Below are 22,318 nucleotides of genomic sequence, written 5' to 3' on the forward strand. Positions count from 1 at the left end.
GACATCATCGTTGACTGGCTCACCGCTATCGCGAGCAGGCTCACTCCTACAAGGGATTTGCGTCGTGGCTGTAATGTTTTGCATCAAATGGTTACATTTATAATCCCTGCGCATCAATTTCCGGAACCGCCATGGCCATCAACTTCGACCTCAACGACCTGCAAGCCTTTCGCGCGGTGGTCGAGCAGGGCAGTTTTCGCAAGGCCGCCGATACCGTACGCCTGTCGCAACCGGCGCTGAGCCGGCGCATCGAAAAGCTCGAAGACGCGCTCGGCGTCAAGCTCTTCGAGCGCACCACGCGCAAGGTCAGCCTGACCCAGGCCGGGCGCGGTTTCATGCCCAGCGTCGAACGTTTGCTGGATGATCTCGACGTCGCATTGCTGGGTATCAGCGAAGTGGCCTCGACGCGGCTGGGCCATGTCACCGTCGCCTGCGTGCCGTCGGCGGCGTACTACTTCATGCCGCGGGTCATCGCGCGTTATCACCAGCAGTTCCCGCGGATCAAGGTCAAGGTGCTCGACTCCAGCGCGCATGATGTGTTGAGTGCAGTGGTCAATGGCGAGGCGGATTTCGGTTTGAGTTTTCTCGGCACGCAGGATGCCAAAGTCGACTTCGAACCGCTTGTGCAGGAGTGCTACGTGGTCGCCTGTCGCCGCGATCATCCGTTGGCGCAGCGCAGCAGCGTGACGTGGGACGAGTTCTATCAGCAGGATTACATCGGCCTGGACAAGACTTCCGGCAATCGTTTTCTGCTGGACCAGGCGTTGGGCGGGGTGGTGCCGCAGCGTCAGAGCATCTGCGAGACGCGGCATGTGACGACGATGATCGGCTTGGTCGAGGCGGGGTTGGGCGTAGCGGCGGTGCCATTGATGGCGTTGCCCGGGCCGGATCATCCGATTTTGACACGGGTGCCGCTGACCGATCCGCAAGTGATGCGCAGTGTCGGCATCCTCAAGCGCCGGGGTCGTACGCTGACCCCGGCGGCTTTGGAACTGGAGCGGCTGGTGGTGGAAATGAAGGTCCAGCCGCCAACGATCAGCGCTTGACCGAATCCAGCCCGGTGGCCTTGACGTCAGCCTGGGCAGCAGGCGCGGCGAGGTAGGCGAGCAGGGCTTTGGCTTCTTCTGGATGCTCGGCCTTGACCGGAATGCCGGCAGCAAAACGGGTCACCGACTGCACCGATTCCGGAATCTTTGCGACGAAGCTCACCCCTGGCACCGGCAGCAATTCGCTGACCTGCTGGAAGCCCAGTTGATAGTCACCGCTGGCGACCACCGAGCCCACCGGGATTTTCGCGATCATCTTGGCCTTCGGCTTCAACTGATCTTCGATGCCGAGTTTCTTGAACAGCTGCTGCTCGATGTACACGCCGCTGGCGCTGTCGGAGTACGCCACGGATTGCGCACCGAGCAGGGTTTTCTTCAAGCCGTCGACGCTGCTGATGTCCGGTTTCGCCGCGCCTTCGCGCACCACCATGCCGATCCGCGAATCCGCCAGTTCCACCCGCGAAGCCGGGTCGACCTTGCCTTGCTTGATCAACTCGTCGAGGGCATAGCCGACCATGATGACCACATCGGCATGCTCGCCGCGCGCCAGACGATTAGGGATCGCCTCCGGGGCTTTGCCCATCGACGGGCCGAGGCTGGTGGTCAGCGTGTTACCGCTGGCAGCGGCGAATTTCGGCCCGAGGATTTTGTAGGCGGCGGTGAAACCACCGGAAGTCATCACGCTGAGTTCTGCGGCGTGGGCGCTCAGGTTGAACGCCAGACCGGCGAGGAGGGCGGTGACAGTAAAGAGTTTTTTCATGGCAGGTTTTCCTCAGGCCGCGACAGGTTGCAGACGACCACCGGCACGGCGGTACAGATAAAGAGTGGCGCACAACGCACACAGCGCACCGATGCTCATCCAGTAACCCGGCGCGGCTTTGTCGCCGGTGTACTGAATCAGGAAGGTCGACATCGCCGGGGTGAATCCGCCGAAAATCGCCGTGGCCAGGCTGTAGGCCAAGGAGAAACCGGCCACGCGCACTTCCACCGGCATGATCTCGGTGAGCGCCGGAATCATCGCGCCGTTGTACAGGCCATAGATGAACGACAGCCACAACAGCGACAGCAACATGTGGCTGAAGCTTGGCGACTGCACCAGGAACGACAGCGCCGGATAGGTTGTGGCCAGCGCCAGCAACGCCATGGCGATCAGTACCGGGCGACGGCCGATGCGATCGGACAGCGCGCCGCCAATCGGCAGCCAGAAGAAGTTCGAAACGCCGACCAGCAGCGTCACCAGCAGCGCATCGGAAGTGCTCAGGTGCAGCACGGTTTTACCGAAGGTCGGCGCGTATACGGTGATCAGGTAGAACGCCGTGGTGGTCAGCGCGACCATCAACATGCCGCCCAGCACCACACCCCAGTTCTGGCCGAGGGTGCGGAACACTTCGGCCATGCTTGGACGGTGCTTGCGCGCAGCGAACTCTTCGGTTTCCGCCAGGTTGCGGCGCAGGAAAAAGATGAACGGGACGATCATGCAACCGACGAAAAACGGAATCCGCCAGCCCCAGTCGGCGATCGCCTGCGGCGCCATCCACAGGTTCAGGCCATAGCCGAGTGCGGCAGCGACGATGATCGCCACTTGCTGGCTCGCCGATTGCCATGCGGTGAAGAAACCCTTGCGACCGGGCGTGGCGATTTCCGACAGGTACACCGACACTCCGCCCAGTTCGGCGCCGGCCGAGAAGCCTTGCAGCAGGCGTCCGATCAGCACCAGCGCCGGGGCGAACAGGCCGATGGTTTCGTATCCGGGCACCAGCACGATCAATATCGTGCCGCTGGCCATGATCGACAGGGTGACGATCAGGCCTTTGCGCCGGCCGACGTCGTCGATGTAGGCACCGAGCACGATGGCGCCGAGCGGGCGCATGAGGAAGCCTGCGCCGAATACGGCGAAGGTCATCATCAGGGAGGCGAATTCACTGCTTGCCGGGAAGAACACCGCGGCGATTTGTGTGGCGTAGAAACCGAACAGGAAGAAGTCGAACTGTTCGAGGAAGTTGCCCGAGGTGACCCGGAAAATGGCACCGGCGCGTGAGCCGCCGTGTGGGATTGAGGTTGTCATGGTAAAGGACTCCACCGCTTTTATGACGTGCGCTACGGGAGGGCGGCGCACGGTTTTTATTGAGGTGGATGGTGGCGCAGATGTAACAATCTGTTAATTGCATTGTTGGCATGGATTGATGTTCAGGGCGGATCAATCGAGTACATATCCATTGCTGCGGTAACGGCGGCTTAGGGGTCCGCCCTTACGGCGGGTCACCTTTTTCAAACGCCAAAAAGGTAACCCAAAGGCTTGCTCCTACGTTCGGCCCTCGCAAGCTCGGGTCCCTTCGCTCCGGGATTGATCCGGGCGCAGCGGCTACGGTTTGCTTCGCTGCACCTACTTCCGCTGTGTACGACTTCGTCGTACGGTCGCTGCGCTCCCACGCCCGGATCAATCCCTGCGCTCAGCCTTCCGATGTCGCTGGTTAGGCAAGATCAAGATCAAGGGCACTCGAGCTAACGCTCATTGTTGAGTGGTTAGAAGCGGCGCTAGGCTTGGGATTTGTTTTGGATTCGCCCCTCACCCCAGCCCTCTCCCCCTGGAGAGGGAGCCGATCTGCGTTGGCTTTGGAAATTAAGTACAACTCGGTATTGCAGGCCGGCGCATCTCGCCCAGACACCACGATCAGTTCCCTCTCCCTCCGGGAGAGGGCTAGGTGAGGGGCTCTTGATCTTGCTTTTGTTTTCCACAAACCCGTCGACAGCCACCCCCGGGCAAAAAAAGGAATGATTCGCGCCCCACGCAGTCGGAGTTCAGGTACTACCCAATTCAGGAGGTTCACCGATGAACAGCAAGACCCTTATCGCCAGTCTGGCTCTGGTTGCCGGCGTTGCCGGGATCACCCCCTTGTTCAAGCGGCGCAAACCTCAAGCGATCCTTCCGTTCAATCGCCGACCAGCGATCGTCAGTTGAAGGTCAACGACCGTGCGCCGGAGATGTATCAACGCAAGGACAAGGCCCTGCAGAACTGGAAGGCCAAAGGTCTGAAGGCGCCAATCGAGCAGGCGCAGTGGGTGCAGATCAACGATAAGTACGTGATGGTGATGATCACCAACGGCACGATTGTCGAGATGCAGCCGGTCGAGCGTTAAACACCGAATGCCGGGAGAGCGTTTACAAAACCTCTCCCTTGTCCCACAGATGCACCAGTTCACCCGGCGCCCGGTCCTCAGGCACCTTCAGCAACATTTCCCCCGACTTGTAACGCACTTCAATCTGATAGAAGCGCTGGTCCCCGCGTCCGGAGTCGCTGCTGTCCAGCGGCAGGCAGCCTTCGAGGACTGAGCAGATGCGTGAGCGTTGGCTGATGTCGCATTGCGCGAATTCAATTTCACGCGGGCGGCTCAGGCTGTGAATCGCGGCGACGCCACCCTGGCGGGATACACGCAAAACGGAATCGTCACCTAAATCGGGTAGCGTTTTCATACAGTCTCCTCAGCTTACTCAACGCCGACCTGCGCCCAGGCGTGCTGTACCGCTTCAACTTCCTTGGTGCCGAAGCGCTGGCCGGCGTGGTCGATCGTCAGTTTTGCGAACGCGTCGAATGTGGCGTCCTGGCTCAAGCGATCATCGCACAGCGTGTCGTACCAGATCCGTCCGGCCTTCTCCCAGGCGAAGCCGCCCAGTGCCCGAGCCGCCAGATAGAATGCGCGGTTGGGGATTCCGGAGTTGATGTGTACGCCGCCATTGTCTTCGCTGGTGATGACGAATTTGCGCATGTGCTCCGGTTGCGGGTCCTTGCCCAGCAAGGGGTCGTCGTACGCGGTGCCGGGGTGCGACATTGACCGCAAGCCCTTGCCCTGGATTTTCGGCATCAGCAGATCGGCGCCGATCAACCAGTCGGCCTGCTCGACTGTGTGGCCGAGGGTGTATTGCTTGGTGAGCACGCCGAACACGTCCGACAGCGATTCGTTGAGTGCCCCTGATTGATTGGCGTAAATCAAGCCAGCCTCGCTTTCGGTGACCCCGTGCGCCAGTTCATGGGCGATCACGTCGAGCGAGCGGGTGAAGCGCTGGAAGATTTCGCCGTCGCCATCACCGAAGACCATTTGCGCGCCGTTCCAGAATGCGTTTTCGTAACCCTGACCGTAATGCACGCTGCCGATCAGCGCAAAGCCCTGATTGTCGATCGAGTCGCGCCCGAGCACTTTCCAGAAGAAATCATAGCTGGCGCCCAATGCGTCGTAGGCTTCGTCGACCGCCGGATCTCCCGACGGCGGCTGGCCTTCGAGGCGTACCGGCATGCCCGGCAGGAGCATTTTGTTATGCGCATCATGCACGCTGCGCCGGGCCAGACCCGGTTTGGTCGCCTGCGGCAACACCGCCCGCGCTGGCGGCTGTGAAGGGCGGCCGGGGTTGGGCAAGAGGCTGCGTACATGGTTGAGCGTCTGCATCGCGGCGTTGCGTTGCGGTTCCGAACCGTGGGCAATGATCCGGTTGAGGATGTAAGGCGGGATAAAACTGCGCAGCAAACGAGAGTCGGTCATCAAAGCTTCCTTGTCGTCATACGATGTCGATATCCATGTGAGCCGCGGCGTGAATTTCGGTTCCATCGATTGCCATCGGCGCGTAATTCTGCGAAAAAACCCGCCCGCGCCCAACCGGGCCATCCTGATTGAGTCAACCACATGTCAGACGAACTGCAAATCATCGACCTGCAACCGGGCGACGGCAAAGCCGCCGTCAAAGGTGCGCTGATTACCACCCACTACACCGGCTGGCTGGAAGACGGCAGCGAATTCGATTCGTCCAGGAGCCGCGGCAAACCCTTTCAGTGCGTGATCGGCACGGGTCGTGTGATCAAAGGCTGGGATCAGGGCCTGATGGGCATGCAGGTGGGCGGCAAACGCAAATTGTTGGTGCCGGCGCATCTGGGTTATGGCGAGCGGACGATGGGCAAGATCCCGCCGAATTCGAATCTGGTGTTTGAGATTGAGTTGTTGGAGGTTTTGACGCGGGAGGATTGAAACCGGATAGGTTTGTTTTGCTGAGGAATCGATGCAATGGATGCGTGGCAGGTGGTTTCACAGGTTGCCGACTGGCTGGTCGAAAAACATGCGACGCGCAGGGGCGCCACCTATAACTACATGTTGTTGGTGTCCGCTGCCGCGACATTGGGCAGCTGGCTGGTCTCCAGAGAATTGATCGCCAAGCGCAAAGCGCTCAAAACAAAGGTGGTCGAGACGCTGCAGACCCAGACTTTACGAGCGGTTTCTTTTGCGCAGGAGGCGGGCAGGCCAGTCAAACGCACTGCAACGCTGGTCCGCGAGGAAGAAATCTTCTTCGTCACGGTCGTTCGTCAGGACGATGAGGGGAGCGCGGAATCCTCCAGCGAGGCGTTGCACTCGCTGGACGATGTCGACGTTTATTTGCGCAGCCGTACGCCGTTTGTCTTGGCGGATTTCCGGCCTTAGCCACCACAATTGAGTACGCCGCAGTTTCACGGCAGGAGTGAGCCTGCTGGTGAATGGCTCATCGAAATCAGTTCAGGCGTCGACCCCGCGCCCAAACCGCTCCCGATAAACCGAGGGCGGTACCCCCACCACCCCACGAAACGCCACTCGAAAGCTCTCCACCGAGCGATACCCGCAGCGCTCGGCAATCTGCTCGGTCTGCTGATCCGTGCTCTCCAGCAGCTCCCGCGCCCGGGCCAGTCGCTCGTGCTGCAACCATGCCTTGGGCGACTGCCCGCTGGCCTCGGTAAAGCGCCGCAAAAACGTACGTTCGCTCATCGCCGCTTCGCTGGCCAGGTCGCGCACTTCCAGCGGTTGATGCAAACGCTCGCGGGCCCATTGCATGACTCGCGACAGGTCGTTACGCGGCGTGGCGCTGACCGGGGTCGGGATGAATTGCGCCTGGCCGCCGGTGCGTTGTGGCGACATTACCAGTCGCCGCGCGACGCTGTTGGCGACTTGCGTGCCGAAGTCGCGGGCGACCAGGTGCAGGCAGGCGTCGATGCCGGCGGCGCTGCCGGCTGAGGTGATCAGTTGGCCGGCGTCGACATAGAGCACGTCCGGGTCGACTGCGATGGCCGGGAAGCGTTGTGCCAGTTCGTCGGTGTAGCGCCAGTGCGTGGTGGCGCGGTGGCCGTCGAGTAAACCAGTGGCTGCCAGCACGAAGACGCCGGAGCAGATCGACAGCAATCGCGCGCCGCGGGCGTGGGCCAGGCGCAGGGCGTCGAGCAATTCTTCGGGTACCGCCGCGTTACGGTCGCGCCAGCCGGGAATGATGACGGTGCGTGCCTCGGCCAATATTTCCAGACCACCGTCGGCCAGCACCTGAATGCCGCCCATGGCGCGCATTGGCCCCTGATCGACTGCGGCAATCGCGTGTGCATACCACGGGAAGTCGAACTCCGGCCGGGCGAGGCCGAAGATCTCCACGGCGATGCCGAACTCGAATGTGCAGAGGCCGTCGTAGGCCAGAATCGCGACCAGATTGGAGGATGTGGGCATTTGGCGGAAAATTCCCGGTAGGTGTCTTGTCCGCCACTGTAGCGGCAAGCGAGCCGGCGATAAAGTCTGTTCACACCTGAACAGAAGCAAGGAGCCACACCCATGACCAGCCTGGTTCGCGACATTCCTGCTGCCCCCTCGGCGATTGCCCTGATGCACTTCAGCAATCGTCTGACCTTCGAAACCGATTGTTCCGACGTCTTCAGCAGCTACGAGGCCGGCGACGTCGACTTTGTCCTGGTGGACGTGCGCGGGCCGTTGGCGTTCGAACGCGGGCATGTGCCGGGCGCGATCAATATCCCGACGCGCTTGCTCACCGCGACCGAGCTGGCGAGCTACCCAAAAAGCACGCTGTTTGTGGTCTATTGCGCCGGCCCGCATTGCAACGGTGCGAACAAGGCTGCGGTGAAACTGGCGGCGCTCGGCTACCCGGTCAAGGAGATGATCGGTGGTGTCACCGGTTGGCTCGATGAGGGTTTCAAACTGAGTCTTGCGCAATCCGCCAAGGCACCGATGGCCTGCGAATGCTGACCCGTTAATAGAAAAATCCGGGCCAAAACGACGCTTGTCCTACAGCCTTTGCACCACGACGGCGCAGCCTTTGACCCCGGTCAAGCGCTGCGCCGAACTTACATAAGTATTTGTCGCTTAAACACAATTTGCCCTGTGCGCGCCGCCATAGACTGCCGGCCACGTCGGTTTTTGCCGTTCCAAGGCCGGACCGAACGCTGACTCGAAGCTGCCAATAAAAGCCTCCGCACACAGGAGTTATAAATGAACAAGCTAGTGATGTTCGGTGCCCTGGCACTGTCGATGTTGTCCCTGACCGCCGTGGCCGCCGACGCCAAGCCGATCCGCATCGGTATCGAAGCCGGTTACCCGCCATTCTCGATGAAAACCCCTGACGGCAAACTCACCGGTTTCGACGTGGACATCGGCGATGCCCTGTGCGCGCAGATGCAGGTCAAATGCACCTGGGTCGAGCAGGAATTCGACGGCCTGATCCCGGCGCTGAAAGTGAAGAAGATCGACGCGATCCTGTCGTCGATGACCATCACCGACGATCGCAAGAAGAACGTCGATTTCACCATCAAGTACTACCACACCCCGGCGCGCTTCGTGATGAAGGCAGGCTCGGGCGTGAAAGACCCGCTGACCGAACTCAAGGGCAAGAAAGTCGGCGTGCTGCGTGCCAGTACCCACGATCGCTACGCCACCGAAGTGTTGGTCCCGGCCGGGATCGAACTGGTGCGCTACGGCTCGCAACAGGAAGCCAACCTCGACATGGTGTCCGGTCGTATCGACGCGATGCTGGCCGACTCGGTCAACCTCAGCGACGGTTTCCTGAAAACCGACGCCGGCAAAGGCTTCGAATTCGTCGGCCCGACCTACGAAGACGCCAAGTATTTCGGCGGCGGCGCCGGCATTGCAGTGCGCAAGGGCGATACCGCGCTGGCCGAGCAGTTCAACAAAGCCATCACCGAAATCCGCGCTAACGGCGAATACAAGAAAGTCCAGGACAAGTACTTCGATTTTGACGTGTACGGCCATTAATACGCGTTAGAAAAAAGTGGCCCCGCTTGCGCGGTGGCCACTTTTTTTATGCTTTCTTCCTACCGACGAAGAACCTGTAGGAGTGAGCCTGCTCGCGATAGCGGTTTATCATTCAACATCATGATTGACTGACAGACCGCTATCGCGAGCAGGCTCACTCCTACAGGGGATTTGTGTCGCGCTCATATTTCAGGAGTTTCCCCATGCAACGCATCGACCACATCCTGCCCTGGAGCCACTTGGGCAGCGAGCGTTCTCTGAGCGTGTTTCGCTATGGCGCAGGCACTCGCAAGGTGTACATCCAGGCCAGCCTGCACGCCGATGAATTGCCGGGCATGCGCACGGCGTGGGAACTCAAGCAACGTCTTAACCAACTTGAACAACAAGGCCGTTTGCAAGGCATGATCGAACTGGTGCCGGTGGCCAACCCGATCGGCCTCGATCAGCACGTGCAAGGCGCGCACATGGGCCGTTTCGAACTGGGCAGCGGCAAGAATTTCAACCGCGCGTTTGTCGAACTCAGCGCGCCGGTTGCGGCGCTGGTCGGCGAGCGGTTGGGCGCGGATGCCGAGGCTAACGTCGCGCTGATCCGCAAGGCCATGGGCGAGGTATTCGAGGCGCTGCCGGCGCCGGCTTCGCAACTGGAAGCGCTGCATCGGCTGTTGCTGCGCCACGCCTGCGACGCCGATATCACCCTTGATCTGCATTGCGATTTCGATGCGGCGATTCACCTCTACGCACTGCCGCAACACTGGCCGCAATGGCAATCGTTGGCGGCGCGCTTGAGGGCCGGTGTGGCGTTGTTGTGTGAGGATTCTGGCGGCAGCTCGTTCGATGAATCCTGCTCGACACCATGGTTGCGCCTGGCGCGGGCGTTTCCGCAGGCGGCGATTCCGGCAGCGAATCTGGCGACCACGCTGGAACTGGGCAGCATGGGCGACACGCGGGTCGATCAGGCGCAGGCCAATTGCGAGGCGATCCTCGGCTTTCTCGCCGAGCAGGGTTTCATCAGCGGCGAATGGCCGGCGGTGCCGAGCGAATGCTGCGAAGGCCTACCGTTCGAAGGCACCGAGTACCTGTTTGCACCGCACCATGGCGTGGTGAGTTTCCTGCGTAATGCCGGCGAATGGGTGGAGAAGGGCGACGCATTGTTTGAAGTGGTCGACCCGTTGCAAGACCGCGTCAGCACCGTGCGCGCCGGTACCAGCGGCGTGTTGTTTGCGCTGGATCGCGGGCGCTATACCGAACCGGGGATCTGGCAGGCGAAAGTGGCGGGGCGGGTGCCGTTTCGCACTGGCAAGCTGACCAACGACTGACAGATTTTCGTTGAGGCGGATGGCCTCATCGCTGGCAAGCCAGCTCCCACAGGTTTTGCGGTGAACACATTTTTTGCAATCTCCCTCGCTCTCTGTGGGAGCTGGCTTGCCAGCGATGGCGTGAGCGGCAACACCGCTATCTTTCAGAATGTTAGGCTCCCCCCGAACCCGACACTCTGTGAAGGAACGCTGCAATGTTGAAGATATTCGCTCTGCTGACCCTGCTCGCATCCACCGCTGTCCACGCGCAAACTACCCTGCAATCCGATCTGCCGCTCAAATACCTCGAACAGGTCCACCCCGATGCCGAGCCGCGGCCGCTGGTGATTTTCCTGCACGGGTACGGCAGTAACGAAGCCGATCTGATCGGGATGAAATTTCAGCTTCCGGCGCAGTACAACTACCTGTCGGTGCGGGCGCCGATGGAGCTCGGTGAAGGACGTTACCAGTGGTTTCGCAAAAAGGGCGAAGGAGCCTACAACGGCGAGACCGATGATCTGAAAGTCAGCGGCCAGAAGCTGCGTGAGTTCATCACTCAAGCCACGGGCAAATATCACACGACCCCGGAGAAGGTGTACCTGATCGGTTTCAGCCAGGGCGCGATGATGAGTTACGAGGTAGGGCTGCGGCCGCCGCTGGTCATCGGCGGGTTTGCCGCGTTGAGCGGACGTTTGCTGCCGGTACTGAAAAGCCAGTTGCAGGCCGGGCAGGCGCCGCTGCCGCTGCACATCTTCATCGGCCACGGCACCGCCGATGATCCGGTGCCTTACCGACTCGGCACCGAAGCCAACGCGCAACTGCAAAAGTTCGGCTACAAGCCGCAGTTTCACGCTTACCCCGGCATCGGTCACAGCATCACAGCGGCGGAATTGCGCGACCTGAGCGGCTGGCTACAGCAGCTCAATCCTTGAGCAGGGTCTTGATCAGCGCGTCGTGACCTTTCTTGTCGCTGGCGCGGGAGATCACCTGCACCAGCGCCATTTTCGTCCCGGAGCCGGCCATCAACGTGGTGTTGAGGGTCTGGCCGCCGCCCTGAGTGGCGGTGCTGTCGACCTGGCGCAAGCCGAGGCCGGTGCCTTTGCGGGTCAGGCTTTTTTCGCTGAGCTTGTTGAAATCCGGCAGGGCTTTGCGCTGGTCTTCAATGAAGCTGGACACCGCACCGTCGAGGAACGGTCCGTCGTTGTCCTTGACGTTCTGCCCTTGCGGAATCTGGTTTTCAGCGGCGATGACCACGGTTTTCGTCGCCTGGTTGGTGTACATCGTGCCCTTGGCGCCGCTCGGGCTTGGCGGCAGCGGGTCGGCGACGAAACCTTTGGGCAGGACGAAGCTGAACTTGCCATCGAGCAGCGAGACTTTTTCGCTGGTGGATTTTTCCTTGGCCGCTTGCGCGTTGATCGCGCCGAGAGCGGCAACCGCCGACAGCAGCAGGACGGCAGCTTTTTTGCTCAACAATGACATGTGAATCTCCGTGGGATGGTCGCGCGAGGCGGGCGATGATCCCACGGAGCGGGGCGCACGTTCCAGCACGATTCGCCCGAGCGGTTACTGCGCCGGCGCGTTGGCCACTGGCCGGGCCAGCAGTTTTCTGGTCACCCCGAGCATGGCCACCGACACCGCCACACCGACGATGAAACCGTTCAGGCCAAGGCTCGGCAGGGTCAGCGCCGACACCAGACAGAACGCGGAAAATGAATACATGCCGGTCGCCGTCGCCCGCAACAGCGCGGCGGTGAAGGCCGGGCCGCGGGTCTGCTGCGAGAACACCGCCATCACGCTGCCGAGCACCGGGAACACCGCGAGCAAACCGCTCCAGCGCTCGCCGACGGTGCTGGCCAGCATCGTCACCGCCAACGTCAGCGCGGCACCGGCGAGCATGCGCCAGACCAGTCGGTCGGACTTTGGCGCAGGAGCGTTCAGCACGGGCTGCACCAGCGGAAACAGATAAGGCGAGGCCAGCAGCGCAATCGTCGCTGCCGCCAACGAAAACGGCAGCGACGGCGGCACCAGCGACAGCAGCAGCGCCAGTACCGTCCAGACGGCCAGCGAGGCCGCGAGTGCCCACGGCCAGTTCGCCCGTTGCGCCACCTGCGCGTAAGTGATGCAGAAAGCAATCATCGCAAACATCGCCGATAGGGCTGCGACCGCCGATTGCGCGGCAAACTCCGGCCCCTGTTCGATGGCGAGGAAAAACAGAATCGGCCCGACCACCACCGGCAACCCCGACAGCCATCCGGCCACACTCGGCCCCCAGCGTTTGCCCGCCAGCGAGATGAGCAAGAGGAAGGCCGGAATCAGCAGCAGTTTAAGGATCAGCACGCAGGTGTCTCCATCGGGATGCAGGGAGGCCACGTTAGCACCGTGGAAAAGTGATTGCTGCCTATGTTTGCAATTTTTGTATACAAAAACTCGAAAGCAATTACGGCTATGCTCTGACTATCAAGGTCGGCCGGAAGCGATGCGCGATGAACAGAACTTCAAAAATGCTTCGCGGCTGTTGCGGCATCGGCCTGTGGGCGCTGTTGCTGACGCCGACCTGGGCCAATTGGCAGGACGCGGTGCCGGGGGCGCAGATCATTGGCAGCGGCGAATTCAGCGTGTTCGGTTTCGACGTTTACGATGCACGGCTGTGGAGTGCCGCACACCCGCTGGCTGATGAACAGCCGTTTGCGCTGGAGCTGATCTACCGCCGCAAGATTTCCCGCGACGACCTGGTGCAGGCCAGCGTCGACGAGATCAAACGGCTGTCGGGTAATCGTGTAAGTCCAGCGCAACTGGCCGGGTGGCAAGCGCAGATGGAGCAATCGTTCGTTGATGTGCAGGCCGGCACGCGGATCACCGGGGTCTATCTGCCGGGGCAGGGCGCGCGGTTTTTTGTCGGCCAGCGCTTGCAGCACGAGATCGACGATCCGCAGTTCGCCCGGGCGTTTTTCGATATCTGGCTCGACCCGCGCACGCGCAATCCCGATCTGCGCGAGCAATTGTTGGGCACCCGCCAACCTTGACCTTCCACCGCACCGGGCGAACCGTCTAAGCTGCGTCCTTTCGACTTGTTTCTGGATGTGTGCGTGAAATTCAGCTTGCCCAAACTCGCCACCGCGCCGTTTTGCCCGCCGGAAGTGGCCGGCAGCGTTGCGGTCGACCCTTCTGCCGCGTTCTTCAAACGTGTACTGCGTTTTGCCGGGCCCGGTTTGCTGGTGTCGATCGGCTACATGGACCCCGGCAACTGGGCGACGGCGATCGAGGCCGGCTCGCGGTTTGGCTACAGCCTGTTGTTCGTGGTGTTGCTGGCGAGCCTCGCGGGGATGGTCGTGCAGTGCCTGTGTTCGCGGCTGGGCATTGCCACCGGACGCGATCTGGCACAGCTGTCGCGCGAGCGCTACAGCACCCCGACCGCGCGCTTGCAGTGGGTGTTGGCGGAAATCTCGATCATCGCCACCGACCTTGCCGAAGTGCTCGGTTGCGCCCTGGCGTTTCACTTGCTACTCGGTTGTTCACTGACCTTCGGCATCGCCCTGACCGCGTTCGACACGCTATTGGTGCTGGCCCTGCAGAATCGCGGCTTCCGGCGGCTGGAAGCGATCATGCTGGTGCTGGTGGCGACCATCGGCGTGTGTTTTTTCGTTGAATTGCTGTTGATCAAACCCTACTGGCCGGACGTCGCCCAAGGCTTCAAACCCTCACTGGCGGCGATCAGCGATGCCGCACCGCTGTACCTGGCCATCGGTATTCTCGGCGCCACGGTGATGCCGCATAACCTGTATCTGCACACCTCGATCGTGCAGACGCGGATGATCGGCAAGGACCTGGCGAGCAAGCAGGATGCGGTAAAACTGGCGCGCATCGACACCATCGGTTCACTGGCGCTGGCGCTGCTGGTCAACGCGGCGATCCTGATCCTCGCCGCTGCCGCGTTTCACCAGTCCGGGCACACCGATGTGGTGGACATTCAGGATGCCTATCACTTGCTCGATCCGCTGGTGGGCGGGGCACTGGCCAGCGTGTTGTTCGGCGTCGCGTTGCTGGCGTCGGGGCAGAGTTCAACCTTCACCGGCACCATCGCCGGGCAGGTGATCATGGAGGGTTATCTGAACCTGCGGATACCGTGCTGGCAGCGGCGGTTGATCACCCGAGGGCTGGCGCTGATTCCGGCGTTCATTGGCGTGTGGCTGATGGGCGACAACGCCATCGGCAAGTTGCTGGTGTTGAGCCAGGTGGTGTTGAGTCTGCAATTGCCGTTTGCCCTGTATCCGTTGATTCGCATGACCAATGACAAGCAACTGATGGGGCCGTTTGTGAATCGCTGGCCGACGCGGGTGCTGGCGTGGGGGGTGTTTGTGGTGATCAGCGGGGCGAATGGCTGGCTGATTTCGCAGTGGGTGGTTTGATCTTTGACAGACTGATCGTTCCCACGCTCTGCGTGGTCACGCCTCCCGTGACGCTCTGCGTCACAGCGGACGCGGAGCGTCCGTGGCTGCATTCCCACGCGGAGCGTGGGAACGATCAGGTCCCGCAATACAAGCGAGCCTAGGCAACACCACCCGACGAGGGGGTTATCCGTCACCTTGTGTCAAAGCGGTCGAGCCTATACTGTATATGCACACAGTAAAGAGCCCGCGCCATGCAAATCATCGACAAGCTGAGCATTCTCGCCGACGCCGCCAAGTACGACGCGTCCTGTGCGAGCAGTGGCGCGCCCAAGCGCAGCTCCGAGGGCAAGAGCGGGTTGGGCTCGACTGATGGCATGGGCATTTGCCACAGCTACACGCCGGACGGGCGTTGCGTGTCGCTGCTGAAAATCCTGCTGACCAATTTCTGTCTTTACGATTGCCAATACTGCGTCAATCGCCGTTCCAGCGATGTGCCGCGCGCGCGTTTCACCCCCGAGGAAGTCGTGGCGCTGACCATGGATTTCTACCGGCGCAACTGTGTCAGCGGGCTGTTTCTCAGCTCCGGCATCATTCGCTCGGCGGACTACACCATGGAGCAACTGGTGCGGGTGGCGAAGCTGTTGCGCGAGGAGCATGAGTTTCGCGGATACATCCATCTCAAGACCATCCCCGAGGCCGATCCGGCGCTGATCGAGGAGGCCGGGCGTTACGCCGATCGCCTGAGCGTCAACATCGAACTGCCCACCGATGCCAGCCTGCAAACCCTGGCGCCGGAGAAGGACATTGGCTCGATCAAGCAAGCGATGAACACCATCTACACCGGCGTGCAGACCGTGCTTAACGAGCCGCGCGCGCCGAAGTTCGCCCCGGCCGGGCAGAGCACGCAATTGATTGTCGGCGCCGATGACACCGACGACAGCACCATCCTGCATAGCGCTCAATCCCTGTACGGCAACTTCCGTCTGCGCCGGGTTTATTACTCGGCGTTCAGCCCGATCCCCGACAGCCCGAAAAGCGTGCCACTGGCCGCGCCGCCGCTGATGCGCGAGCACCGTTTGTATCAGGCCGATTTCCTCTTGCGCAGTTATGGCTACAGCGCTGACGAATTGCTCAAGGGACCGGGCAATCTGGCGCTCGACATCGACCCGAAACTGGCCTGGGCGTTGCAGAATCGTGAAGTGTTTCCGCTGGATCTGAATCGTGCCGAGGCCTCGTTGATCGCACGCATTCCCGGCATCGGTCTGCGCACCACTGAACGTTTGGTCGAGTTGCGCCGACAGCGACGCATCCGCTACGAAGACGTCGCGCGCATGCGTTGCGTACTGGCCAAGGCCAAGCCGTTCATCATCACCAGCGATTACCATCCGCAGCAGGCCGAAGTCACCAGCCACATGCTCTATCAGCAATTGCGCGACCGGCCGATGCCGCAGCAGATGGGGTTGTGGGGATGATCAATCTCGATTGCGACGACCTGTTCGATACCTGGCGCCAGCAGGCGCGCTGGCTGCTCAGCCACGAAATCGACCCGAGTCTGGTCAGTTGGGCCACGCAGGGCGTCGGCGATCTGTTCGCCAATGACGACCCGGTGCCTGAAGGGCAGGGGCCGTTTCAGGCGCGCATTCCGCGAACGTTGCTCGACACCCTGGAACAGGCCTCGCGCTATCGCGGTGATCAGCGCTGGAGTTTGCTGTACGAAGTGTTGTGGCGCGTCAGCCACGGCGACCGTACCGCGATGATGGCCGGCGACAAACTCGGCAGCGAGTTGCAGCGGCGGATCAAACAGGTGAATCGTGAAGCTCATCATCTGCATGCGTTCGTGCGCTTCATCGAACGACCGAAAGACAGCGCCGGGCCCGAATACGTCGCGTGGCATGAACCGGCGCACGACATCCTGCACAGCGCCAGCGCGCATTTTATCGGACGCATGGGCCGCCATCGCTGGCTGATCGCCACGCCCCGGGACGGGGTTTATTACGATGGCGAGCAACTGATCCATCAGCGCCAATGCCCGGTGGAATGGCAGCAACTGGCGCAGAACGTTGACGATCCCCATGGTGATCTGTGGCTGACCTATTACAGCCACATCTTCAACCCGGCGCGGTTGAACCCCAAGGTCATGCAAGGGCATTTGCCGGTGCGGTTCTGGAAGAACCTGCCGGAGGGGGAATTGATTCCCGGGTTGATTACGCAGGCGCGGATGGGCAAGCAGGGGGATGGGCAGGCAAGCGGGATTGCGGCGCGGTCGGGTAAGCGGATTGCCTTGAAGAGCGAAAAGCCTACCCTCACCCCAGCCCTCTCCCGGAGGGAGAGGGAGCCGACCGAGGAGCCCGCCCGTACTACATCGACCTGAGAACTCGAGTCGAACTCAGGTTTTGAAAAGCCCAACGATCTGCTCCCTTTCCCCTCGCCCCCTTGGGGGAGAGGGCTGGGGTGAGGGGAAAAGATCTCCAGCCTTACCCAAAAAAACCAACAACCACAATCAAAAAAGCCCTCCACCAATCACTTGGTGGAGGGCTTTCTTTAGCCAGAACCGTCAAATCAAACCTTGACGATCCAGCCCGCTGGCGCTTCGATGTCGCCGGTCTGCACGCCGGTCAGCTCTTTGTAGAGCTGCTGCGTCACCGGGCCAACTTCGGTTTCGCTGTGGAACACATGCAGATGGTCGTTGTAGCTGATGCCGCCGATCGGGGTGATCACGGCAGCGGTGCCGCAAGCGCCGGCTTCCTTGAAGTCCGCCAGTTTGTCGATCAGCACGTCGCCTTCAACCACTTCCAGGCCCAGACGCGATTTTGCCAGTTCGATCAGCGACAGGCGGGTGATGCCTGGCAGCACCGATGGCGAGTTCGGGGTGACGAACTTGTTGTCGTGGGTGATCCCGAAGAAGTTGGCCGAGCCGACTTCTTCGATCTTGGTGTGGGTCATCGGGTCGAGATAGATCGCGTCGGCGAAGTTGGCTTTCTTGGCTTTCGAGCCCGGCATCAGGCTGGCCGCGTAGTTGCCACCGACCTTGGCGGCGCCGGTGCCTTGCGGGGCGGCGCGGTCGTAGCTGGAGATCTGGAAGTTGTGCGGGGTCAGGCCGCCCTTGAAGTAGGCGCCGACCGGGATGCAGAAGATCGAGAAGATGAACTCGGGTGCGGTACGCACGCCGATGTTGTCACCGACGCCGATCACGAACGGACGCAGGTACAGCGCGCCGCCGGTGCCGTAAGGCGGGATGAAACGCTCGTTGGCGCGAACCACGGCTTTACAGGCTTCGATGAATTGCTCGGTGTCCACAGTCGGCATCAGCAGCCGCGCGCAGCTGCGCTGCATGCGCAGGGCGTTCTGGTCCGGGCGGAACAGGTTGATCGAGCCGTCCTTGCAACGATAGGCCTTCATGCCTTCGAAGCATTGCTGGCCATAGTGAAGAGCCGTCGAGCCTTCGCTGATGTGCAGCACGTTGTCTTCGGTCAGGGTGCCTTTGTCCCACTCGCCATCGCGAAAGTACGACAGATAGCGTTTGTCGGTCTTGATGTAATCAAAACCCAGCTTGTCCCAATTGATGCTCTCGTTACCCATGACACCCTCTATCACTGAACAACCGCCGAAACGGTTCAAGGCTTCTGACGTTTTTTGGATGGGCACAACAATACTTCATTCTTGAGCGGTTTCGCAGCCGGAATTCGCTCCGCCGATCGTTCCTACGCCTGATCGTTCCCACGCTCTGCGTGGGAATGCCTCATCGGACGCTCCGCGTTCGGCTGTCGGGACGCAGAGCGTCCCCGGCTGCATTCCCACGCGGAGCGTGGGAACGATCAAGTGTCACAGATGCAGCGCATGCCCAAGAGCACGCAACGCCGCTTCCTGCACCGCTTCACCCAGCGTCGGGTGGGCGTGGATGGTGCCGCCGATGTCTTCCAGGCGCGCGCCCATTTCCAGGCTTTGCGCGAACGCCGTCGACAACTCCGACACGCCAACGCCCACCGCTTGCCAGCCGACAATCAGATGATTGTCGCGACGCGCGACCACGCGGACAAAACCGCTTTTCGATTCCAGGGTCATCGCCCGGCCGTTGGCGGCGAACGGGAAGCTGGAAACGATGCAGTCCAGTCCCGCAGCCTTGGCTTCGTCCGGGGTCTTGCCGACCACCACCAGTTCCGGGTCGGTAAAGCACACTGCAGCGATGGCGGTCGGGTTGAATTCGCGGGTCTTGCCGCTGATCAGCTCGGCGACCATTTCGCCCTGCGCCATCGCGCGGTGCGCCAGCATCGGTTCGCCGCTGAGGTCGCCAATGGCGTAGACGTTGCGCATGCTGGTCTGGCAGCGGCTGTCGATCTTGATCGCCGAACCGTTCATGTCCAGATTCAGCGCTTCGAGGTTGAAGCCCTGGGTGCTCGGTTTGCGGCCGACGGCGACCAGCACCTGATCGGTTTCCAGATTCAGGGTTTCGCCCTCAGGGTCGCGCACCTGCAAAGTGCCATCGAAACCCAGCACGCTGTGCTTCAAATACAACTTAACGCCCAGTTGCTTCAACGCGTCATGCACGGGTTGCGTCAGTTCCGCGTCGTAAGCCGGCAAGATGCGATCCTGCGCCTCGACCACGCTGACCTCGGCACCGAGTTTGCGATAGGCGATGCCCAGTTCCAGACCGATATAACCGCCGCCGACCACGATCAAGCGTTTGGGCACCGACTTCGGCGTCAGCGCTTCGGTGGAGGAGATGATCGGCCCGCCAATCGGCAGGATCGGCAGGTTGACGCTGGTCGACCCGGTGGCCAGTACCAGATGTTCGCAATGGATGCGCGTATCGCCCACCTCGACGGTTTTGCCGTCGATGATTTTCGCCCAGCCGTTAATGACTTGAACCTTGTGCTTCTTCAGCAGCGCGGCAACGCCGGTGGTCAGGCGATCAACGATGCCGTCCTTCCATTCGACGCTCTTGCTGATGTCGAGGATCGGCGTCGAAACGCTGATGCCCAGCGCCGAATGCTGACTGTGATGTTGCGTCTGGTGAAACTGTTCGGCGACGTGAATCAGCGCCTTCGACGGAATGCAGCCGATGTTCAGGCAAGTGCCGCCCAGCGCCTGGCCTTCGACCAGAATCGTGGGGATGCCCAGTTGCCCGGCGCGAATTGCCGTGACGTAACCGCCGGGGCCGCCGCCGATGATCAGCAGCGTGGTGTTCAAAGATTGCATGGGCGCCTTACTCCACAAACAAAGTGGCAGGTTGTTCGATCAGGCCGCGAATGGCCTGGATGAAGAGCGCCGCGTCCATGCCGTCGACCACACGGTGATCGAACGAGCTGGACAGGTTCATCATCTTGCGGATCACCACCTGGCCTTTGACGACCATCGGCCGTTCAACGATCTTGTTCACGCCGACGATTGCCACTTCCGGCAGGTTCAGCACCGGCGTGCTGACGATGCCGCCCAGCGCACCGAGGCTGGTCAAGGTGATGGTCGAACCGGACAACTCGTCGCGACTGGCCTTGCCATTGCGCGCGGCGTTGGCCAGGCGCGAGATTTCCGCAGCGCTATCCCACAGGCTGCGCGCCTCGGCATGACGCACCACTGGCACCATCAGGCCAACATCGCTTTGCGTGGCGACGCCGACATGCACCGCGCCGAGGCGGGTGATGACTTGCGCTTCGTCGTCGTAACGGGCGTTCATCTGCGGAAAGTCGCGCAAGGCCACGACCAGTGCACGCACCAGGAACGGCAACAAGGTCAACCAGCCACGGCTGGCACCGTGCTTTTCGTTGAGGTGCGCGCGCAGTTCTTCGATGGCGGTGACGTCGATTTCCTCGACATAACTGAAATGCGCAGCACGCTGCGTGGCGTCCTGCATGCGCTGGGCGATTTTGCGGCGCATGCCGATCACTTGAATCTGTTCTTCGTCGTTGCGCTGGGCATAAGCAGCGGCAGCGGGTGCCGAAGCGTTCGACTGACCTTGCGCGAGATAGGCTTCAAGGTCTTCGTGCAGCACGCGACCGGCCGGGCCGCTGCCGCGTACCAGACGCAGTTGAATACCCAGATCCAGCGCATGTTTACGTACGGCTGGCGAGGCGAGCGGGCGCTCGTCTGCTTCGCGAGCCACCATCGGGCCTTGGCAAACAGGAGCAGGGCGCGGTGCTGCGGCTGCAGCAGGTTTGCTCTCAACGACGGTTTCAACTGTCGGCGCCGCAGGCTCTTTGGTCACCACAGGCGCGGCGGACTCTTTAAGGTTGCCGGCGCCTTCCACTTCAATGCTGATCAGCACACTGCCGACCGCCATCACTTCACCCGGCTGACCACCGAGCGCAATCACCTTGCCATGCACTGGCGACGGAATATCGACCATCGCCTTGTCGGTCATCACGTCCGCCAGTACCTGATCTTCAACGACCAGATCGCCGACCTTGACGTGCCATTGCGACAGTTCCACTTCTGCGATGCCTTCGCCAATGTCCGGCATCTTGATAACGTGCGTGCCCATTCAGACCTCCATGACCCGTTTCAACGCCGCGCCCACTCGGGACGGCCCTGGGAAATACGCCCACTCCTGCGCGTGCGGGTAGGGGGTGTCCCAACCGGTGACGCGTTCGATCGGCGCTTCCAGGTGATGGAAGCAATGCTCTTGCACCAGCGACACCAGTTCGGCGCCGAAACCGCAGGTGCGGGTGGCTTCGTGAACCACCACGCAGCGGCCGGTTTTCTTCACCGATTTGACGATGGTGTCCAGGTCCAGCGGCCACAGGCTGCGCAGGTCGATGACTTCGGCATCGACGCCGGATTCTTCGGCCGCCACTTGTGACACGTAGACGGTGGTGCCGTAGGTCAGCACGGTCACGTCCTTGCCTGGACGGGTGATCGCGGCGACGTCCAGCGGCACGGTGTAATAACCGTCCGGCACCTGGGCCTGCGGGTGTTTCGACCAAGGGGTTACCGGGCGGTCGTGGTGGCCATCGAACGGGCCGTTGTACAGGCGTTTTGGCTCAAGAAAGATCACCGGGTCATCGTTTTCGATGGAGGCGATCAGCAGGCCTTTGGCGTCATACGGATTGGACGGCATCACCGTGCGCAGACCGCAGACCTGAGTGAACATCGCTTCGATGCTCTGGCTGTGGGTCTGGCCGCCATAAATGCCGCCGCCGCAGGGCATGCGCAGGGTCATCGGCGCGGTGAACTCGCCGGCCGAGCGATAACGCAGGCGCGCCGCTTCGGAAATGATCTGGTCGGAAGCCGGATAGACGTAGTCGGCGAACTGGATTTCAGCGACCGGACGCAGACCGTAGGCACCCATGCCCACGGCCACGCCGACAATGCCGCTTTCCGAGATCGGCGCGTCGAACACACGCGAGGTGCCGTACTTGGTCTGCAGGCCTTCGGTGCAGCGGAACACGCCGCCGAAGTAGCCGACGTCCTGACCGAACACGACCACGTTGTCATCACGTTCAAGCATCACATCCATGGCCGAGCGCAGGGCCTGGATCATGGTCATGGTGGTCGTGGTCATGGCAGTTTCCAGCTGAATATTGTTGTTGTGATCGTTCAT

Annotated in this window: 22 protein-coding genes and 1 pseudogene; 12 read left to right on the plus strand and 11 right to left on the minus strand. The window is 61.4% G+C overall.

Annotated features, from left to right (window positions below; genetic code table 11):
- Positions 1 to 131 precede the first annotated feature (131 nt).
- Positions 132 to 1,046, plus strand: coding sequence for a LysR family transcriptional regulator (locus tag M0746_RS08210; protein WP_090284255.1), 915 nt, complete (start codon positions 132 to 134; stop codon positions 1,044 to 1,046).
- Here M0746_RS08210 and M0746_RS08215 read toward each other — a convergent pair.
- Both M0746_RS08215 and tcuC read right to left on the minus strand, forming a co-directional pair.
- The gene (locus tag M0746_RS08215) at positions 1,036 to 1,806 is read right to left on the minus strand and encodes a substrate-binding domain-containing protein (RefSeq protein WP_208940681.1); all 771 of its coding nucleotides are present in this window, start codon (positions 1,804 to 1,806) and stop codon (positions 1,036 to 1,038) included. The genes M0746_RS08210 and M0746_RS08215 overlap by 11 nt on opposite strands.
- 12 nt (positions 1,807 to 1,818) lie before the next feature.
- The gene (gene tcuC / locus M0746_RS08220) at positions 1,819 to 3,111 is read right to left on the minus strand and encodes an MFS transporter (RefSeq protein WP_258448755.1); all 1,293 of its coding nucleotides are present in this window, start codon (positions 3,109 to 3,111) and stop codon (positions 1,819 to 1,821) included.
- Positions 3,112 to 3,876: 765 nt separating this feature from the next.
- Between tcuC and M0746_RS29180 the strand changes: the two are divergent.
- Positions 3,877 to 4,184 (plus strand): annotated as a pseudogene (locus M0746_RS29180) (RcnB family protein).
- A 22-nt stretch (positions 4,185 to 4,206) separates the two neighbouring features.
- Here the strand turns inward: M0746_RS29180 and M0746_RS08235 are convergent.
- On the minus strand, positions 4,207 to 4,518 hold the full coding sequence (locus tag M0746_RS08235; RefSeq protein WP_258448758.1) for a protealysin inhibitor emfourin: 312 nt from the start codon (positions 4,516 to 4,518) through the stop codon (positions 4,207 to 4,209).
- Positions 4,519 to 4,532: 14 nt separating this feature from the next.
- A complete protein-coding gene (locus M0746_RS08240) occupies positions 4,533 to 5,579 on the minus strand; it encodes a M4 family metallopeptidase (protein WP_258448759.1) in 1,047 nt (348 codons plus the stop codon).
- A 141-nt stretch (positions 5,580 to 5,720) separates the two neighbouring features.
- Between M0746_RS08240 and M0746_RS08245 the strand changes: the two genes are divergently transcribed.
- Positions 5,721 to 6,059, plus strand: coding sequence for an FKBP-type peptidyl-prolyl cis-trans isomerase (locus M0746_RS08245; RefSeq protein WP_258448760.1), 339 nt, complete (start codon positions 5,721 to 5,723; stop codon positions 6,057 to 6,059).
- Positions 6,060 to 6,095: 36 nt separating this feature from the next.
- Positions 6,096 to 6,506: a hypothetical protein gene (locus tag M0746_RS08250; protein ID WP_258448761.1), complete on the plus strand. Its 411-nt coding sequence runs from the start codon at positions 6,096 to 6,098 to the stop codon at positions 6,504 to 6,506.
- A gap of 72 nt (positions 6,507 to 6,578) precedes the next feature.
- Here the strand turns inward: M0746_RS08250 and ftrA are convergent, their stop codons facing one another.
- The gene (ftrA, locus tag M0746_RS08255) at positions 6,579 to 7,547 is read right to left on the minus strand and encodes a transcriptional regulator FtrA (RefSeq protein ID WP_258448762.1); all 969 of its coding nucleotides are present in this window, start codon (positions 7,545 to 7,547) and stop codon (positions 6,579 to 6,581) included.
- Positions 7,548 to 7,649: 102 nt separating this feature from the next.
- Here ftrA and M0746_RS08260 point away from each other — a divergent pair, with 102 nt between their 5' ends.
- The 4 genes from M0746_RS08260 (at position 7,650) to M0746_RS08275 (ending at position 11,328) form a co-directional block, all read left to right on the plus strand.
- Entirely contained in the window at positions 7,650 to 8,078 is a 429-nt protein-coding gene (locus M0746_RS08260) for a rhodanese-like domain-containing protein (protein WP_258448763.1), read from the plus strand.
- A 243-nt stretch (positions 8,079 to 8,321) separates the two neighbouring features.
- Complete coding sequence (locus tag M0746_RS08265; protein WP_258448764.1) at positions 8,322 to 9,101, plus strand: ABC transporter substrate-binding protein; 780 nt, start codon at positions 8,322 to 8,324, stop codon at positions 9,099 to 9,101.
- Between the two features lie 203 nt (positions 9,102 to 9,304).
- Positions 9,305 to 10,417 (plus strand): succinylglutamate desuccinylase/aspartoacylase family protein, encoded by a 1,113-nt coding sequence (locus tag M0746_RS08270; protein WP_258448765.1) that lies wholly within the window; start codon positions 9,305 to 9,307, stop codon positions 10,415 to 10,417.
- Positions 10,418 to 10,611: 194 nt separating this feature from the next.
- Positions 10,612 to 11,328 carry an alpha/beta hydrolase gene (locus M0746_RS08275; RefSeq protein ID WP_258448766.1) on the plus strand — a complete coding sequence of 239 codons (717 nt, stop codon included), beginning with the start codon at positions 10,612 to 10,614 and terminating at the stop codon, positions 11,326 to 11,328.
- On the opposite strand, the gene M0746_RS08280 is transcribed toward M0746_RS08275, so the two are convergent.
- Both M0746_RS08280 and M0746_RS08285 read right to left on the minus strand, forming a co-directional pair.
- The gene (locus M0746_RS08280) at positions 11,318 to 11,875 is read right to left on the minus strand and encodes a hypothetical protein (protein WP_258448767.1); all 558 of its coding nucleotides are present in this window, start codon (positions 11,873 to 11,875) and stop codon (positions 11,318 to 11,320) included. The two genes, M0746_RS08275 and M0746_RS08280, sit on opposite strands and share 11 nt — an antisense overlap.
- Positions 11,876 to 11,959: 84 nt before the next feature.
- On the minus strand, positions 11,960 to 12,733 hold the full coding sequence (locus M0746_RS08285; RefSeq protein WP_258448768.1) for a hypothetical protein: 774 nt from the start codon (positions 12,731 to 12,733) through the stop codon (positions 11,960 to 11,962).
- A 146-nt stretch (positions 12,734 to 12,879) separates the two neighbouring features.
- Between M0746_RS08285 and M0746_RS08290 the strand changes: the two genes are divergently transcribed.
- The 4 genes from M0746_RS08290 to M0746_RS08305 all read left to right on the plus strand — a co-directional run bounded on the left by M0746_RS08290 (position 12,880) and on the right by M0746_RS08305 (position 17,155).
- A complete protein-coding gene (locus tag M0746_RS08290; RefSeq protein WP_258448769.1) occupies positions 12,880 to 13,419 on the plus strand; it encodes a chalcone isomerase family protein in 540 nt (179 codons plus the stop codon).
- Between the two features lie 114 nt (positions 13,420 to 13,533).
- Positions 13,534 to 14,802 carry an Nramp family divalent metal transporter gene (locus M0746_RS08295; protein WP_446731292.1) on the plus strand — a complete coding sequence of 423 codons (1,269 nt, stop codon included), beginning with the start codon at positions 13,534 to 13,536 and terminating at the stop codon, positions 14,800 to 14,802.
- Positions 14,803 to 15,035: 233 nt separating this feature from the next.
- A complete protein-coding gene (locus M0746_RS08300) occupies positions 15,036 to 16,256 on the plus strand; it encodes a putative DNA modification/repair radical SAM protein (RefSeq protein ID WP_090282821.1) in 1,221 nt (406 codons plus the stop codon).
- Positions 16,253 to 17,155: a TIGR03915 family putative DNA repair protein gene (locus M0746_RS08305; RefSeq protein ID WP_258448771.1), complete on the plus strand. Its 903-nt coding sequence runs from the start codon at positions 16,253 to 16,255 to the stop codon at positions 17,153 to 17,155. Before M0746_RS08300 ends, M0746_RS08305 begins: the two co-directional genes overlap by 4 nt.
- A 188-nt stretch (positions 17,156 to 17,343) precedes the next feature.
- Here the strand turns inward: M0746_RS08305 and M0746_RS08310 are convergent, their stop codons facing one another.
- The 4 genes from M0746_RS08310 to M0746_RS08325 form a co-directional block, all read right to left on the minus strand.
- Positions 17,344 to 18,363 carry a branched-chain amino acid aminotransferase gene (locus M0746_RS08310; RefSeq protein ID WP_039762213.1) on the minus strand — a complete coding sequence of 340 codons (1,020 nt, stop codon included), beginning with the start codon at positions 18,361 to 18,363 and terminating at the stop codon, positions 17,344 to 17,346.
- Positions 18,364 to 18,606: 243 nt separating this feature from the next.
- Positions 18,607 to 19,980 (minus strand): dihydrolipoyl dehydrogenase, encoded by a 1,374-nt coding sequence (gene lpdA / locus M0746_RS08315; RefSeq protein ID WP_258448772.1) that lies wholly within the window; start codon positions 19,978 to 19,980, stop codon positions 18,607 to 18,609.
- Positions 19,981 to 19,987: 7 nt separating this feature from the next.
- Positions 19,988 to 21,259 carry a dihydrolipoamide acetyltransferase family protein gene (locus M0746_RS08320; RefSeq protein WP_258448773.1) on the minus strand — a complete coding sequence of 424 codons (1,272 nt, stop codon included), beginning with the start codon at positions 21,257 to 21,259 and terminating at the stop codon, positions 19,988 to 19,990.
- On the minus strand, positions 21,260 to 22,318 hold the full coding sequence (locus M0746_RS08325; RefSeq protein ID WP_064390582.1) for an alpha-ketoacid dehydrogenase subunit beta: 1,059 nt from the start codon (positions 22,316 to 22,318) through the stop codon (positions 21,260 to 21,262).

The sequence above is a fragment of the Pseudomonas sp. S11P7 genome, assembly GCF_023195435.1.
GTDB classification, from domain to species: domain Bacteria; phylum Pseudomonadota; class Gammaproteobacteria; order Pseudomonadales; family Pseudomonadaceae; genus Aquipseudomonas; species Aquipseudomonas fluorescens_G.

What these genes read in the sequence shown, in the direction of transcription:
- M0746_RS08210 (WP_090284255.1), top strand. Translation starts at nt 132, where the DNA reads ATGGCCATCAACTTCGACCTCAACGACCTGCAAGCCTTTCGCGCGGTG.
- M0746_RS08215 (WP_208940681.1), bottom strand. Translation starts at nt 1,806, where the DNA reads ATGAAAAAACTCTTTACTGTCACCGCCCTCCTCGCCGGTCTGGCGTTC.
- tcuC (WP_258448755.1), bottom strand. Translation starts at nt 3,111, where the DNA reads ATGACAACCTCAATCCCACACGGCGGCTCACGCGCCGGTGCCATTTTC.
- M0746_RS08235 (WP_258448758.1), bottom strand. Translation starts at nt 4,518, where the DNA reads ATGAAAACGCTACCCGATTTAGGTGACGATTCCGTTTTGCGTGTATCC.
- M0746_RS08240 (WP_258448759.1), bottom strand. Translation starts at nt 5,579, where the DNA reads ATGACCGACTCTCGTTTGCTGCGCAGTTTTATCCCGCCTTACATCCTC.
- M0746_RS08245 (WP_258448760.1), top strand. Translation starts at nt 5,721, where the DNA reads ATGTCAGACGAACTGCAAATCATCGACCTGCAACCGGGCGACGGCAAA.
- M0746_RS08250 (WP_258448761.1), top strand. Translation starts at nt 6,096, where the DNA reads ATGGATGCGTGGCAGGTGGTTTCACAGGTTGCCGACTGGCTGGTCGAA.
- ftrA (WP_258448762.1), bottom strand. Translation starts at nt 7,547, where the DNA reads ATGCCCACATCCTCCAATCTGGTCGCGATTCTGGCCTACGACGGCCTC.
- M0746_RS08260 (WP_258448763.1), top strand. Translation starts at nt 7,650, where the DNA reads ATGACCAGCCTGGTTCGCGACATTCCTGCTGCCCCCTCGGCGATTGCC.
- M0746_RS08265 (WP_258448764.1), top strand. Translation starts at nt 8,322, where the DNA reads ATGAACAAGCTAGTGATGTTCGGTGCCCTGGCACTGTCGATGTTGTCC.
- M0746_RS08270 (WP_258448765.1), top strand. Translation starts at nt 9,305, where the DNA reads ATGCAACGCATCGACCACATCCTGCCCTGGAGCCACTTGGGCAGCGAG.
- M0746_RS08275 (WP_258448766.1), top strand. Translation starts at nt 10,612, where the DNA reads ATGTTGAAGATATTCGCTCTGCTGACCCTGCTCGCATCCACCGCTGTC.
- M0746_RS08280 (WP_258448767.1), bottom strand. Translation starts at nt 11,875, where the DNA reads ATGTCATTGTTGAGCAAAAAAGCTGCCGTCCTGCTGCTGTCGGCGGTT.
- M0746_RS08290 (WP_258448769.1), top strand. Translation starts at nt 12,880, where the DNA reads ATGAACAGAACTTCAAAAATGCTTCGCGGCTGTTGCGGCATCGGCCTG.
- M0746_RS08300 (WP_090282821.1), top strand. Translation starts at nt 15,036, where the DNA reads ATGCAAATCATCGACAAGCTGAGCATTCTCGCCGACGCCGCCAAGTAC.
- M0746_RS08305 (WP_258448771.1), top strand. Translation starts at nt 16,253, where the DNA reads ATGATCAATCTCGATTGCGACGACCTGTTCGATACCTGGCGCCAGCAG.
- M0746_RS08310 (WP_039762213.1), bottom strand. Translation starts at nt 18,363, where the DNA reads ATGGGTAACGAGAGCATCAATTGGGACAAGCTGGGTTTTGATTACATC.
- lpdA (WP_258448772.1), bottom strand. Translation starts at nt 19,980, where the DNA reads ATGCAATCTTTGAACACCACGCTGCTGATCATCGGCGGCGGCCCCGGC.
- M0746_RS08320 (WP_258448773.1), bottom strand. Translation starts at nt 21,259, where the DNA reads ATGGGCACGCACGTTATCAAGATGCCGGACATTGGCGAAGGCATCGCA.
- M0746_RS08325 (WP_064390582.1), bottom strand. Translation starts at nt 22,318, where the DNA reads ATGAACGATCACAACAACAATATTCAGCTGGAAACTGCCATGACCACG.